The 12,635-nt window shown below is 51.0% G+C and carries 14 protein-coding genes; 8 read left to right on the forward strand and 6 right to left on the reverse strand.

The genetic code is table 11. The features are described from left to right. Positions 1 to 82: 82 nt before the first annotated feature. Complete coding sequence (locus E2566_RS17350; protein WP_107168114.1) at positions 83 to 676, reverse strand: helix-turn-helix domain-containing protein; 594 nt, start codon at positions 674 to 676, stop codon at positions 83 to 85. Between the two features lie 123 nt (positions 677 to 799). On the opposite strand from E2566_RS17350, the gene E2566_RS17355 reads away from it, so the two are divergent. Next, positions 800 to 1,759 (forward strand): DMT family transporter, encoded by a 960-nt coding sequence (locus E2566_RS17355; protein ID WP_107168096.1) that lies wholly within the window; start codon positions 800 to 802, stop codon positions 1,757 to 1,759. Here E2566_RS17355 and lysA read toward each other — a convergent pair. After that, positions 1,756 to 3,018, reverse strand: coding sequence for a diaminopimelate decarboxylase (gene lysA, locus E2566_RS17360; protein ID WP_107168095.1), 1,263 nt, complete (start codon positions 3,016 to 3,018; stop codon positions 1,756 to 1,758). The genes E2566_RS17355 and lysA overlap by 4 nt on opposite strands. 135 nt (positions 3,019 to 3,153) lie before the next feature. Here lysA and E2566_RS17365 point away from each other — a divergent pair, with 135 nt between their 5' ends. Continuing rightward, entirely contained in the window at positions 3,154 to 4,077 is a 924-nt protein-coding gene (locus E2566_RS17365) for a LysR family transcriptional regulator (RefSeq protein ID WP_107168094.1), read from the forward strand. Positions 4,078 to 4,090: 13 nt separating this feature from the next. Here E2566_RS17365 and E2566_RS17370 read toward each other — a convergent pair whose 3' ends face one another. Then, the gene (locus E2566_RS17370) at positions 4,091 to 5,008 is read right to left on the reverse strand and encodes a LysR family transcriptional regulator (RefSeq protein ID WP_107168093.1); all 918 of its coding nucleotides are present in this window, start codon (positions 5,006 to 5,008) and stop codon (positions 4,091 to 4,093) included. Between the two features lie 107 nt (positions 5,009 to 5,115). Between E2566_RS17370 and E2566_RS17375 the strand changes: the two genes are divergently transcribed. From E2566_RS17375 to E2566_RS17385, 3 genes are all read left to right on the forward strand, one after another. Next, positions 5,116 to 5,997 carry an MBL fold metallo-hydrolase gene (locus E2566_RS17375; RefSeq protein WP_107168092.1) on the forward strand — a complete coding sequence of 294 codons (882 nt, stop codon included), beginning with the start codon at positions 5,116 to 5,118 and terminating at the stop codon, positions 5,995 to 5,997. Then, entirely contained in the window at positions 5,985 to 6,641 is a 657-nt protein-coding gene (locus E2566_RS17380) for a DsbA family protein (protein WP_107168091.1), read from the forward strand. Before E2566_RS17375 ends, E2566_RS17380 begins: the two co-directional genes overlap by 13 nt. A gap of 290 nt (positions 6,642 to 6,931) precedes the next feature. Next, positions 6,932 to 7,225: a DUF7677 family protein gene (locus tag E2566_RS17385; protein ID WP_107168090.1), complete on the forward strand. Its 294-nt coding sequence runs from the start codon at positions 6,932 to 6,934 to the stop codon at positions 7,223 to 7,225. Positions 7,226 to 7,319: 94 nt separating this feature from the next. Here E2566_RS17385 and E2566_RS17390 read toward each other — a convergent pair whose 3' ends face one another. Next, positions 7,320 to 7,700, reverse strand: a complete 381-nt coding sequence (locus E2566_RS17390; protein WP_107168089.1) for a hypothetical protein — start codon at positions 7,698 to 7,700, stop codon at positions 7,320 to 7,322. Positions 7,701 to 8,089: 389 nt separating this feature from the next. Between E2566_RS17390 and E2566_RS17395 the strand changes: the two genes are divergently transcribed. The 3 genes from E2566_RS17395 (at position 8,090) to pspG (ending at position 10,512) form a co-directional block, all read left to right on the forward strand. Continuing rightward, positions 8,090 to 8,869: an ATP-grasp domain-containing protein gene (locus tag E2566_RS17395; protein ID WP_107168088.1), complete on the forward strand. Its 780-nt coding sequence runs from the start codon at positions 8,090 to 8,092 to the stop codon at positions 8,867 to 8,869. A 181-nt stretch (positions 8,870 to 9,050) separates the two neighbouring features. Continuing rightward, a complete protein-coding gene (gene dusA, locus E2566_RS17400) occupies positions 9,051 to 10,073 on the forward strand; it encodes a tRNA dihydrouridine(20/20a) synthase DusA (protein WP_107168087.1) in 1,023 nt (340 codons plus the stop codon). A 166-nt stretch (positions 10,074 to 10,239) separates the two neighbouring features. Further along, complete coding sequence (pspG, locus tag E2566_RS17405; protein ID WP_014701285.1) at positions 10,240 to 10,512, forward strand: envelope stress response protein PspG; 273 nt, start codon at positions 10,240 to 10,242, stop codon at positions 10,510 to 10,512. Between the two features lie 24 nt (positions 10,513 to 10,536). Here the strand turns inward: pspG and E2566_RS17410 are convergent, their stop codons facing one another. Together E2566_RS17410 and E2566_RS17415 are read right to left on the reverse strand one after the other, a co-directional pair. Further along, positions 10,537 to 10,782 (reverse strand): hypothetical protein, encoded by a 246-nt coding sequence (locus tag E2566_RS17410; RefSeq protein ID WP_107168086.1) that lies wholly within the window; start codon positions 10,780 to 10,782, stop codon positions 10,537 to 10,539. Positions 10,783 to 10,942: 160 nt separating this feature from the next. Then, positions 10,943 to 12,334, reverse strand: a complete 1,392-nt coding sequence (locus E2566_RS17415; protein WP_107168085.1) for a cytochrome P450 — start codon at positions 12,332 to 12,334, stop codon at positions 10,943 to 10,945. Positions 12,335 to 12,635 lie beyond the last annotated feature (301 nt).

Genomic DNA, 12,635 nt, shown 5'->3' on the forward strand with positions numbered 1-12,635 from the left:
AGGCAGGGGTAAAAAGGCACAGAAAACCAGCGCAAACAAAAAGGAGGCTGCGTGCTAATCCAAACAGCCTCCTGCTACGTCATCAGCCATGTTCAATCAACATTACCGCTGTCGTATCCGCCTCCAGTGCGTCAAACAGGTGCGGAACATCAGCGGAATAGCTGATGTAATCCCCTGCGCTCAATTCAACGGGTTGCGTCACTGGCCCGATTCTGGCGCGGCCACGGCTCAGGATCACATGTTCAATCGTCCCCGGCCTATGCGGTTGAGAGACTCTGGCTTCCCCCGGCTGTACGTTGAGCCGATAAATATCACGCTGCGCGCCTGCCGGACACGCAGCCAGCAGCGTCGCAGCATAGCTTGCCTGCTCCGAATAGGTTACCGCACCTTCGTTAGCACGAATCACCTGCACATGCTGACGAGACTGACCAATCAGTTGGCTTACCTGCACATCAAGCGCCATCGCCAATGCCCAGAGCGTTTCCAGGCTAGGGTTGCCGATCCCGGTTTCCAACTGCGAAAGCGTTGATTTTGCCAGCCCTGCACGCTTTGCCAGTTCGGTGACTGACAGATTTAGCCGCTCACGTTCACGCCGAATAGCAACGGCCAGCCGCGCGATTGGCGTAACCGCCTGCGCGCCATTTTCCTGATTATCGATCGTCATAGCGTTCACCATAATGACCATTCGTTCGACTTGACGAACAAAGGCGTTGTGTTCATTATTTTGTCCTGTTGTTCATTATAAAAAATTTTGTTCGCTATAACAGCACACACTTTGCACAAATAGGTAGGAAAAAAGATGACATCCCAGACTCGCGGCACGATAGAAATGGCTATCGCGATGCTCATTTCCGGTACGGTTGGCTGGTTCGTTTTGACAACAGGACAACCCGCCATGACCGTGGTGTTCTGGCGCTGCGCATTCGGCGCATTGACGATGCTGATCGTGTGCGGGCTATTAGGCTTGCTGCGGCGGGACGTCATTAATAAGAAGCAGGCTGGCATTGCCCTACTCGGCGGGCTAGCGCTGGTACTCAATTGGACGCTGCTGTTTGGCGCGTATGCACACGCGTCTATCGCCGTCGCCACGGTGGTTTATCATACGCAGCCCTTTATGCTCGTGGGGCTAGGCGCGATCTTTTTCAGGGAAACACTGACCCTCAACAAAGTCTGCTGGCTACTGTGCGCTTTTAGCGGCATCGTCCTGATCGTCAGCGCCCAAACAGGTGCTGACAGCGCTGACAAAGGCTATCTGTCTGGCGTACTGATGGCATTGGGTGCTGCGTTCTTCTACGCCGTAGCGGCCGCGATAACGAAAAAGCTCTCGGCGCTCCCGCCGCATGTGCTCGTACTGATACAGCTGTTCGTTGGCGTCGTTATCCTTGCCCCCTTCGCGGCAATGCCTGCCTCTCCGACCATGTCACAGTGGGGAATACTTGTGGCGATTGGTGTGATCCATACCGGGCTGATGTCGACGCTGTTGTACAGCGCAATCCAGAAAATCCCGACCGCGCTGGTTGGTGCGCTATCGTTTATCTATCCGGTCATTGCCGCTCTGGTAGACTGGGCAGCCTTTGGGCATCGGTTAGACGCGATGCAACTTGCGGGTGCCGTCGCCATTCTGCTGTCCGCCGCTGGGATGACGTTCGGCTGGCATATCAGGTTCAACCGGCAAAGGGATAACCCGCATCATGATGCACCACGTTCGGGGGAAAAACAGGGCGCCTTTCCCCCGACACAGCCGAACCATGTCGATTAAAACGCTTCCAGCGCCAGCAGCTCTGCCAGGTTCTGACGACGGCGAATCAGGCGCGGTTCGCCATTTTCAAACAGCACTTCCGGCAGCAGCGGACGGCTGTTGTAGTTAGAGGACATGGATGCACCGTACGCGCCGGTGTCATGGAATACCAGATAGTCGCCAACCTGCGCATCTGGCAATGGGAAGGTTTCTACGCCGCCCCCCGCCTGTTGGGTAAACACATCACCAGATTCACACAGCGGTCCTGCAATCACGCTATCGTGCAACGTGGACTGGCTGATATCGCGGCCATCGCCCGACAACAGAGAAACATGGTGATAGCTGCCGTACATCGCCGGACGCATCAGATCGTTAAACCCGGCATCGACCAGCACAAAATGGCGGCTGCCCATGGATTTTATCGCCCGTACTTCCGCCACCAGCACACCGGATTCCGCCACCAGAAAACGTCCGGGTTCGATTTCCAGCGTCACCGGATGACCGAGATGCGCGGCAATTTTCTCACGCGTCGCGTTCCACAGCCCGTAATAGTGCTCAGTATCAATCGCTTCTTCGCCGTGGCGATAGGGAATCGACAGCCCGCCACCCGCTGAAATCGCCTCGATATCCTGACCCAGTTCAACGACCTGCTGCACCATCGCCTCGCACACCTGTTCCAGATGGCCGTAATCCACGCCGGAGCCAATGTGCATGTGAATCCCCACCAGCTTTAGCTGGTAGCGCTGAATGTGTTCCAGCGCCAGCGGCAAATCGCCGTACCAGATACCGTGCTTGCTGTTCTCGCCGCCGGTATTAGTTTTCTGACTATGACCATGACCAAAACCCGGATTCACGCGCAGCCATACTGGATGCCCCGGCGACTGTTGCCCAAGCTGTTCTAGCATATCCACCGAACCTGCATTCACCGGGATGTTCAACTCGGCAACCCGCTGTAGCGTCGGGCGATCCAGCAGATCGGCAGTAAATACGATCTCATGCGCGTCAGTACCCGGCACAAACCCCGCCACCAGCGCACGCTCAATTTCCCCCAGCGATACCGAATCGACTTTCACCCCTTGTTCGCGCATCAGGCGCAAAATATGCGTGTTGGAACACGCCTTCTGCGCGAAGCGGATCGTATCGAACTGACGCAGTTGGGCGATGCGATTAACGATGGTCTGCGCGTCATAAGCCCACACCGGGCAACCAAAACGGGCAGGCAGTTCACGCAGGCTTTGCGCGTTCAGAGCATGAGTGAGGTCATTCAGATCGTGAGGCATAAATAATTACCGATTTGCGAAGTTATACGTGATTGAGCATCACTATAAAAATTACCCAATGGGTACACAAATATCGTTTAAGGCAGACTTTATTCATTTCTGATATGGTTTGTTTCAGTGAATAGAGGAGGCGACATGGCAGCAGTATCCTTACGGCACATCGAGATTTTCCATGCGGTGATGACGACCGGTAATCTGACGGAAGCGGCGGCGCTGCTGAATACGTCGCAGCCGACCGTCAGCCGCGAGCTGGCACGCTTTGAGAAACTGGTTCAGATGACGTTGTTCGAGCGACTGCGCGGCAGGCTTTACCCCACCGCACAGGGGCTAGAGCTCTTTGAAGAAGTGCAACGCTCTTACTATGGACTAGAACGGATCATCAACGCCGCCCGCGATATTCGCCGTTTTCAGCAGGCGCAGCTTTCCATTGCCTGCCTGCCCGTGTTCTCACAGTCGCTATTGCCTGACGTTTGCAAGCCGCTGCTGGCAAGCTATCCGCTGCTTAATCTGCATATCATTCCGCAGGAATCACCGCTGCTGGAAGAGTGGCTGTCCGCGCAGCGCCATGATTTAGGGTTAACGGAAAACAGCTTCACGCCAGCCGGTACGGAGCGGCAAACGCTGATGTTATTAAATGAAGTGTGCGTGCTGCCTGCCGGACATCCACTGGCACAAAAAGCGGTGCTCACACCGCAGGATTTTGCTCATCAACCCTTTATTAGCCTGTCGAGCGCCGACAGCTATCGCCAGTTGCTGGACAAACTGTTTCAGGAACAGGGCGTGTCACGCCGGATGGTGCTGGAAACCCACAGTGCTGCATCGGTGTGTGCGATGGTGCGGGCAGGCATTGGGCTGTCCATCGTCAACCCGCTAACCGCCTTGGATTATGCGGCCTCCGGCGTGGTCGTGCGGCCTTTCAGTATCGATGTCCCCTTTACTGTCAGCCTGATCCGCCCGTTGCACCGCCCAGCGTCGGCACTCGTCGATACCGTCATTGAACAACTCAAGCAGTCCGCCGCAAGCGTGCCTGCACGTCTGGAACAGGCCTTACAACAGTAACGCTCGGTTCGCTCTACAGCACTTTCTGGGTCAGCGTCCGCCAGCGCGGATCGTGGGCAAACCACTCCACCAGAAAATCTAACAGAGTACGCAGCGCAGCGGGCATCTGGCGGCGAGAGGTGTAAATACCGTAAATGCCCATCTCCTGCGGGCGATATTCTGGCAGCAGCGCGACCAACTGCCCGCTGGCGAGATAAGGTGTTACAGAATAGCGCGGTTGCAGCGCAATCCCCGCGCCTTCCAACGCACCTGACAGCAGCACAAGCGATTCATTGCCGCTCAGGTTCCCGCTGACGGGAATCGTAAACTTTTCATCATCGCGGGAAAAATGCCACAGGCTTTTGCCAAAATAGGTGTAGGTCAGGCAGTTATGAATTGAGAGATCGGTAAGTAGACGTGGAATACCATGCTCATTCAAATAAGAAGGTGACGCACACAATACCGACTCGCAGCTTGCCAGCGGGCGCGCGATCAAATTGGGATCGAGCTCGTTGGTGATACGCAACGCCAGATCGATACGCTCCTCGACCAGATTCACTGACCGGTTATTCATTTGCAGATCGATAGCGACCCGAGGATGGTGCCGTAGAAAAGTCGTTATCGCCATGCCGACTGCCCCCTGCGCCAGTGACTGCGAACAGCTGAGGCGTAGCAGGCCGCTTAACATGGCATTGCCTGTATCAGCCTCGACACGCATGTCCGCCGTCAGCGCCAGCATCTCCCGACAGCGCGCCAGCGTTTTTTCCCCCGCATCCGTCAGGCTTAGCTTGCGCGTGGTGCGATGCAATAACCGCGCGCCCGCCCACGTCTCCATCTCTGCCAGATAGCGCGTTACCATCGCTCGGGACATATCCAGCGTCTCTGCCGCTGCGATCATGCTGCCGCGGTCTATAATAGTCACAAACACTTCCGCAGCCGTAATGCGATCCATAGATTAGTCCGTTATATGCAACAAACAATTGCCGTTTTTGCGGTTTTTCGTACGATTAATGCAACATAACATGAACCCACTTTCTGTCATACCTGTGGAGTATCACCATGTCTAAATCTATCGCTTTTACCGTATCTTTACTCGCTGCATCACTGGGTCTGGCTTCTGCGGCCAACGCCGCCGAGTTAAAAATCGACGTATTTAATCCAGGCGAAGCCAGTGTATTCCCGGTTTCTTCTGAGATTATCAGCGGCGATACAGAAGTTGCTCTGATTGATGCACAGTTCCAGCGTAACGATGCTCAAACGCTGGTTGATCGCATCAAAGCCACTGGCAAGAAACTGACTACCGTCTATATCAGCCATTCCGACCCTGACTACTACTTCGGTCTGGATGTGATTAAAGCCGCGTTCCCAGACGCTAAAATCATTGCGACCCAAGCCACCATCGATGCCATTAACGCGAGCAAAGACGGCAAAGTGGCACACTGGGGCCCGGTTCTAAAAGAAAACGCACCGAAAGAGATCGTTGTTCCTCAACTATTGGCAGGCGATAGCTTTACCGTTGATGGTAAAAAACTGGAAGTGAAAGGACTGACAGGGCCAACACCCGATCGCACTTACGTTTGGATTCCTTCGCTGAAAGCCGTTGTTGGCGGTATTCCAGTGTCTGCCAACATCCACGTCTGGCTTGCCGATACCCAAACGCCGGAATCTCGTGTTCACTGGCGTGAAACATTGAAATCCATTGAAGCGCTGAAACCGACCACCGTTGTACCGGGCCATTTCATCGCGCCAACAGATTACACCCTGAAAAACGTGACGTTCACACTGCAATATTTGGAAACGGTAGAAAAAGAGCTGGCGAAAAGCAAAAACTCTGCCGAACTGATCGCCGCAATGAAGAAACACTACCCGACGCTGAAAGAAGAATCGGGTCTTGAACTGAGCGCGCAAGTTCTGAAAGGTGAGATGAAGTGGCCGCAGTAAGACTGCATTATATTTACGATCCCTTGTGCGGCTGGTGCTACGGCGCCGCCCCACTCGCGCTGGCGGCGCAGGAGATTGACGGACTGGATCTGATCCTCCATGGAGGCGGTATGATGACCGGCAGCAATAGCCGGACCATCACCCCAGAGTGGCACGATTATGTGATTCCTCACGATCGCCGTATTGCGCAGTTAACCGGGCAAACCTTCGGAGAAGATTATTACGAAGGACTGCTGCGCGATACCAGCGTCGTGCTGGATTCCGCGCCGCCGACGGCTGCTGTACTGGCTGCGGAAGCCATAGACGACAAAGGCATGGCGATGCTGTACCAGATTGAGCAAGCACACTACGTTTCCGGTCTCAAGATCGTCGACACCGCCGTGCTGCGTCAATGTGCAGAAGCAATCGGCCTGGATGGCGATGCCTTCTGCACGGAGTTGGCGTTTGTTCGAGCAGAAACACTGTCACAGCATATCAACGCCAGCCGGGAACTTCTGGCAAAAGTGCGCGGACAAGGTTTTCCTACTTTTGCGCTAGAAGATGCCAACGGGAATTTCCAACAAATACCCGCGGCAAACTACCTCGGTCAGGTAGAAGCGTGGCGCAGCATGCTCATACAGATGGTCAACCACGCAACGGCATAATCACAGCGCCCCACCTTTCTCAAGGGAGCAAGCCAATAGCCTGCTCCCTTTCCTTTTTTGTTCTCAATGCAGTTTGTATCTCATCCCTGCAAACCGCTAAAGTATCTCCTTCGTGATCAATCAGCGCACTACCGCGCGTATTCATCCATCGCATTGAAAGGAAAGCAACGTGAGAGCGATGCGCCCAGCGTGATGGCCGGAAAGTACGCTTACGCTGATGAATACAGCGGGCTGATGCCTATTGATGGGCTATAAATGCGCAAAGCAGTCAATTACGGGGGGGATTAACAATGAAATTAAGCCACAGCTTTAGCAGTGCATTAAGAACGTTTGCCTATTTTATGGCTAGCGGCACCCAAAATACGCTTGAAGGCATTGACTACCTTTCGCTATACGGTGAAGAGCCCAGCGCATTTGAGCAGGTCTTCGCTATCTACGCCAACGTGTTAGAACTGGATGAAGGCGGCAACGTACTGAACGCCAAATATGCCGAAAAACGGGCAACAGACTATTTACGACAATACTGCGACCCCAGTTTCACCGTTGAACCACCTTATGAAGACTGGGAAGTTGAGCTGCATTAATTTATCTACAGGACGTCTTGATCAAAAAAGCCTCGACGAATCCGCCGAGGCCTAGTAAACATCCGCATTAATGACGGATTATAATATTTTTATATCAGTCAGCTTGACGGGTAAAAACAACATCTTCAAATGAAAAACGCTGTTGGCCACCGCTAATCGTGGTATACGAACGGCTGCCGCTTAACGTAATTTGTTGAGGGGTATCCGTTGATGTTCCAACCCAATAGTCACGAATAACATAGTTGTAACCACCAATGTTATTACGATAGGTGCATGCAACACCTAAATTGATTGTGGCTCGCCCAGCGGTATAGAGCCATGACCCAGAGAAAGACTCGCCTTGATAAATAAATTCACCTACAGGTGTATCTTTTGCGGTGAATGTTCCGGTAAATGTTGCTCCTGCAAAATCAGGATCGGTAATAACCAGTGTATGTTTACCATCTTCGCTAGAATACGTTCCGGCTTCTAACATAATTAACCTCTATATATTAAATTATTTGAAAGATAAAGAAACAAAGCCCTGTCGCATCTATAATAAAAAACATTACATTTTAGCCAGCAAGGTACTAAATATAATGTGAGATACGCAGTGCACAGAGAGTGTATGAGAAAAAGAGGAAATAGCTTATTAAACTGTTTTATAACTTAAGCATGTTAACGATAATATCCAATCAACGCCGCGAGCCTGATGAAAGAGGTACCTTTCGGTTCGGCATATTCAGCAGGTTACTGCTAGTACTCTGATTGGTTCTCAAGCTATTTTTCGGAAAAAACCTTGCTAATTAGAAACTGATTATTTTCAATAAATGTGATAAATTATTTAAAATTTCAAAATCATATTTCCTTTTCAAGAGTATTTACATGAATATAATTTACCCCAGTGATTACTTTAATACCGCAAAAGTGGATGAGATGTTTGAGACAGAGTATAACTGTGCGAGAGAAAGTGGTTTGTCGTGTGTATTATTATCAACACAACATGCATCAAACGGAAAATATCGATTTTCAACGAGCATTGAACCGAATACCCCCGTAATTTGGCGAGGCTGGATGCTCAAAGCAGAAGAATATGAAAGGTTGAGCACTGCCGCGAACCACAATGGTGGTAACATGCTTATATCATTAGATAACTACCTCTCATGCCATTATATTACGGGATGGTATAAATCATGCGAAAAATATACGCCAAAGACCGTTTTCTTAAAAGAAAATGATGATATAGAGCAGATGACTAACCAGTTAAAATGGCCTTCTTATTTCGTTAAAGACTATGTTAAATCACTAACCACCTCCAGAGGCTCTATTGCCAACAATGCTGAAGAAATCAGGGAAGTCATAGAATCCATTAAAAAATTCCGTGGTGAAATAGAAGGCGGACTTAGCCTTAGACAGGTTGAGAACATTGTAAAAACCAGCGAACGCCGATATTTTTCGTTTAAAAATAAAGTCTATTCTTCTAATGGCATTGTTCCCGATATTGTTGTTGAAATAGCACAACGCATAAGCTCTCCCTTTTTCTCCATTGACATGGTTGAAAATAATTCTGGTGAACTTCGCCTTATAGAAATTGGCGATGGGCAAGTCTCTGATACTAAAGAATGGGACGTCGAAGCCTTTATTAAAATATTCCTTAATGTGTAGTGAATAGAGCCGTGATTCATTTTTATTGAGATAACGTTATCGCGAACTGGCGATGTGTTTTCCCCAATACAGGGGAAGATAACACTCAGTCACGGCTTTCCCTCTGTGCTACAATCCCGCGCCAGCAAAGGTAACCTCAGACAACACCGCCAAAAACACACGAAACGATGACTGACAAACCATGACCGACGTAAAATCAGGTACACACCACACGGTATCCACCGACTCTCGCGCTTCTCGCCTTAACCGCTTCTCCATTGCGCCGATGTTGGACTGGACCGATCGTCATTGCCGTTACTTCCTTCGCCAACTCACTAGCCAAACGCTGCTGTATACGGAAATGGTAACAACTGGTGCGATTCTTCATGGCAAAGGCGATTATCTGGCCTATAGCGAAGAAGAGCATCCATTGGCGCTGCAACTCGGTGGTAGCGATCCTACAGCGTTGGCTCAATGCGCCAAACTGGCAGAGCAGCGCGGCTATGATGAAGTCAATCTGAACGTCGGTTGCCCGTCTGACCGTGTACAAAATGGCCGTTTCGGTGCCTGCCTGATGGGCGAAGCCGCGCTAGTAGCAGACTGCATCAAGGCAATGAAAGACAGCACATCAATCCCGATTACGGTGAAAACCCGCATCGGCATTGACGATCAAGACAGCTATGAATTCTTGTGCGAGTTTATCCAAACCGTTGCTGGGCGCGGCGAGTGCGATACCTTCATCATCCACGCGCGCAAAGCCTGGCTATCGGGCCTTAGCCCGAAAGAGAATCGGGAAATTCCGCCGCTGGATTATCCGCGCGTTTACCAGCTCAAGCGCGATTTTCCGGCGCTCACCCTCGCCATCAACGGCGGCGTCAAAACGCTGGAAGAAGCCAAAACGCATTTACAGCATCTGGACGGCGTGATGATGGGGCGTGAAGCTTACCAAAATCCCGGTATTCTGGCGCAGGTTGACCGTGAACTGTTTGGTATTGATGCAGCGGTGCCGGATCTGGCCGGCGCAGTGCGGGCCATGTACCCCTACATCGAACGCGAACTTTCTGGCGGGGCGTCATTAGGCCACATTACACGTCATATGCTCGGCATGTTTCAGGGCATCACTGGTGCTCGTCAGTGGCGACGCTACCTCAGCGAAAACGCTCACAAACCCGGTGCCGACGCTGCGGTAGTAGAACGTGCGCTGACGCTGGTTAATCTGGTTTAAAAAATACCAATAGTTAGTATTTTCCACCAACACACTCTCAATTCTCTTTCTGGCATCGCTGATAAATCAATCACTTATCAGCGGCCTATCTTGGCACGATTCTTGTAATTGCTTATGTAGCACGCAGACTCATTTTTCTGCGGTTTAATCGCTACAGGAGCACACCATGTTAGAAATTTTCTTCGTTATTGGCTTTTTTATCATGCTGATGTTGACGGGCGTGTCACTGCTTGGCGTGATTGCAGCACTGTTTGTGGCGTCCCTTTTTATGCTGATTGGCGGGCTGTTTAGCATGGCAATAAAGGTGCTACCGTGGCTGATTTTGGCCGTTGCAGCGGTATGGCTATGGCGCAAGTTTAGTGGGCGACCGGTCTACAACTCGCACCGTTATACCTATCAAAAATACACCTATCGTCAGCGCAATGGGAACCAGTGGTAATGCCATAAAAGGGAAAAATCTGAATTACGCGCAAAAATAATGGCCAATGCCATGTTTAACACTAATTTGTTTAATACCGCCTTGTTTTAATACAGGAGGTTTTAGTACAAAAGTGTGCGCCAGCAGATATTTTTTCCCTGATGTGGCTGCTAGGATGACGCCACTGTTTGACACTCGATTGTCGTTTACAGAGTGAACAAACGTCGTGGCAAACATGCCACACGATTTCATCGTCGTCAGGAAATAATAGCCGCATAGCGGCACCTTCATGACGATCACCACGCTGTACCCTACATACAGTCTGATGAAATTTGCGTAACGGCCACGGCCTTTCAGGCAATAATACCGGCTCTTAATGAGTCGGTATTATTGTCAGGCTTTCTCGTTCAGCCCCTGCCTCCCGCGGTTTGCCCACACACCATAGCAATCCTCACTCTTGCAGCCTCTCGCGCTTGTGTAGTTTCACGCGAAAGCCCGATGGCGTTACCGTAAAAGCAAAACTCTCGGTGACCGCCGATGCGGGCTGCTGTGCTTCTACGCAAAACCCGCTACAAAGCGCATGAAACCCCAGTTTGATCTCCATTAATGCCAGCGATCGTCCGGGGCACATACGCGGCCCGCCGCCAAAAGGCTGGAGATCGGAAAAAGCGGCTTTTCCACGCTCAAGCCACCGTTCAGGCACGAAATCATCGGGCTGCTGAAATAATGCGTCATCGAAACCGCTCGCATTGAGCATGAGCAGCAGAGGTGTGCCCTTTTTGATAAAGAAATCATTAATGACGGTGTCCTTGGTTGGCTCAAGGTACAGCAGAGGCGCAACGGGCTTGATCCGCATCGATTCATACATCGCCGCCGTGAGCCAGGGCATGCGCGGAAGCGGCCACGGAAGGATCGCGCCGCTCCCGTCAGTCGCCTCTTTACACTCCTGAAACACGCGTTCTTCTACCGAAGGTGCCGAGCAAAGCAGGAAACTCATCCAGGTCAGCGTATTCGCCGTCGTGTCTTCCCCAGCGATAAGAAGCGTAATCGCATTCGCCACAATGTCGTCGTCTTTCAGCGTTTCGTCTTTTTTCTGCTCGGCGAGCATTACCTGTAGCATATTCTCAGGCGCGTCGACTAACTGTGGGTTTAAGCGGATGCGTTTGCGCTGGTGATAAATAAATTCATCAACATACTCGCGAATCTGGCTCAGACTTGCATCGAACTGCTTATCTCGCGCTCTCCTGATGTATCGCCATAGGGGAAACAAAGCACTGCTGCGCCCATTAATAACGGGAAACAGCCGGCGTAAACTTTGCGATAGCGGGTTATCGCCCTGCTCAAGCGTATTCACATCTTCCCCAAAAGCCAGTAATGACGTGATATCAACCGTATAGCGCTTAAACTCCTCCACCAGCGCGATGGTCTCTCCGCTTTCGGCCAGCGCCGTGAAGCGGTCAGATAGCCGGGCGGTCACTTTCCTAAGGCTGGGATAGAAATACTTCAAATGGGCAGGCTGAAACATCGGTTCCGTCAGTCTGCGCTGGTTCTCCCACCGTTTGCCTTCCGATGAGAAAACTCCGTTCAGCCCGGCTTCCTGAAAAACAGATTCAATACTGCTAATACGCCGAAACTCATCAGGGCGGGATTTCATGATAGTGCGAATCCATTCAACATCGGCAATCACAATCGCAGATGTAAGCCCCAACCTTAAGCGATAAAAGCGGCCATACTGCGCTTTCCACCGCAGCATCTGTAGATGGACATCATGTCGTTTTAAATACTCAACATGCCCAAGAATCCCTCGGGTTGGGGGCATTGGCAGGTGTTTGATGGATCTCATGTTCGCATCCTTCTTTATGTATGTTCAAAAGCAGATGAATACATCTCCTGTGAAAACAACAATCGAGATAGCGAAGAGGTAGAGAAATAATGTACGACGCAGAGAACGAGCAAGGCAGAAAATTTGAATCAGCGTCTGAGTCTATGTTTTCGTCAAATCCTACAGAGAGGTGTTTAAAAAACAAACATGTTGATTTGGTTTTTTTGTTAATAAGTAATACCACGGACAGCGGTATTTTCTTCTACGGAAGGACACAGCAAGTAAACTGCAACCCATCTGGCCAAGCGAAGAAAGACAAAGG

The sequence above is a fragment of the Pectobacterium punjabense genome, from assembly GCF_012427845.1.
GTDB classification, from domain to species: Bacteria; Pseudomonadota; Gammaproteobacteria; order Enterobacterales; family Enterobacteriaceae; genus Pectobacterium; species Pectobacterium punjabense.

Excerpts from the sequence above, each read along its gene's own strand:
- E2566_RS17390 (WP_107168089.1), bottom strand. The coding sequence starts at position 7,700 with ATGTTAGAAGCCGGAACGTATTCTAGCGAAGATGGTAAACATACACTG.
- E2566_RS17355 (WP_107168096.1), top strand. The coding sequence starts at position 800 with ATGACATCCCAGACTCGCGGCACGATAGAAATGGCTATCGCGATGCTC.
- E2566_RS17385 (WP_107168090.1), top strand. The coding sequence starts at position 6,932 with ATGAAATTAAGCCACAGCTTTAGCAGTGCATTAAGAACGTTTGCCTAT.
- E2566_RS17365 (WP_107168094.1), top strand. The coding sequence starts at position 3,154 with ATGGCAGCAGTATCCTTACGGCACATCGAGATTTTCCATGCGGTGATG.
- lysA (WP_107168095.1), bottom strand. The coding sequence starts at position 3,018 with ATGCCTCACGATCTGAATGACCTCACTCATGCTCTGAACGCGCAAAGC.
- E2566_RS17370 (WP_107168093.1), bottom strand. The coding sequence starts at position 5,008 with ATGGATCGCATTACGGCTGCGGAAGTGTTTGTGACTATTATAGACCGC.
- pspG (WP_014701285.1), top strand. The coding sequence starts at position 10,240 with ATGTTAGAAATTTTCTTCGTTATTGGCTTTTTTATCATGCTGATGTTG.
- E2566_RS17395 (WP_107168088.1), top strand. The coding sequence starts at position 8,090 with ATGAATATAATTTACCCCAGTGATTACTTTAATACCGCAAAAGTGGAT.
- E2566_RS17415 (WP_107168085.1), bottom strand. The coding sequence starts at position 12,334 with ATGAGATCCATCAAACACCTGCCAATGCCCCCAACCCGAGGGATTCTT.
- dusA (WP_107168087.1), top strand. The coding sequence starts at position 9,051 with ATGACCGACGTAAAATCAGGTACACACCACACGGTATCCACCGACTCT.
- E2566_RS17410 (WP_107168086.1), bottom strand. The coding sequence starts at position 10,782 with ATGAAGGTGCCGCTATGCGGCTATTATTTCCTGACGACGATGAAATCG.
- E2566_RS17350 (WP_107168114.1), bottom strand. The coding sequence starts at position 676 with ATGGTGAACGCTATGACGATCGATAATCAGGAAAATGGCGCGCAGGCG.
- E2566_RS17375 (WP_107168092.1), top strand. The coding sequence starts at position 5,116 with ATGTCTAAATCTATCGCTTTTACCGTATCTTTACTCGCTGCATCACTG.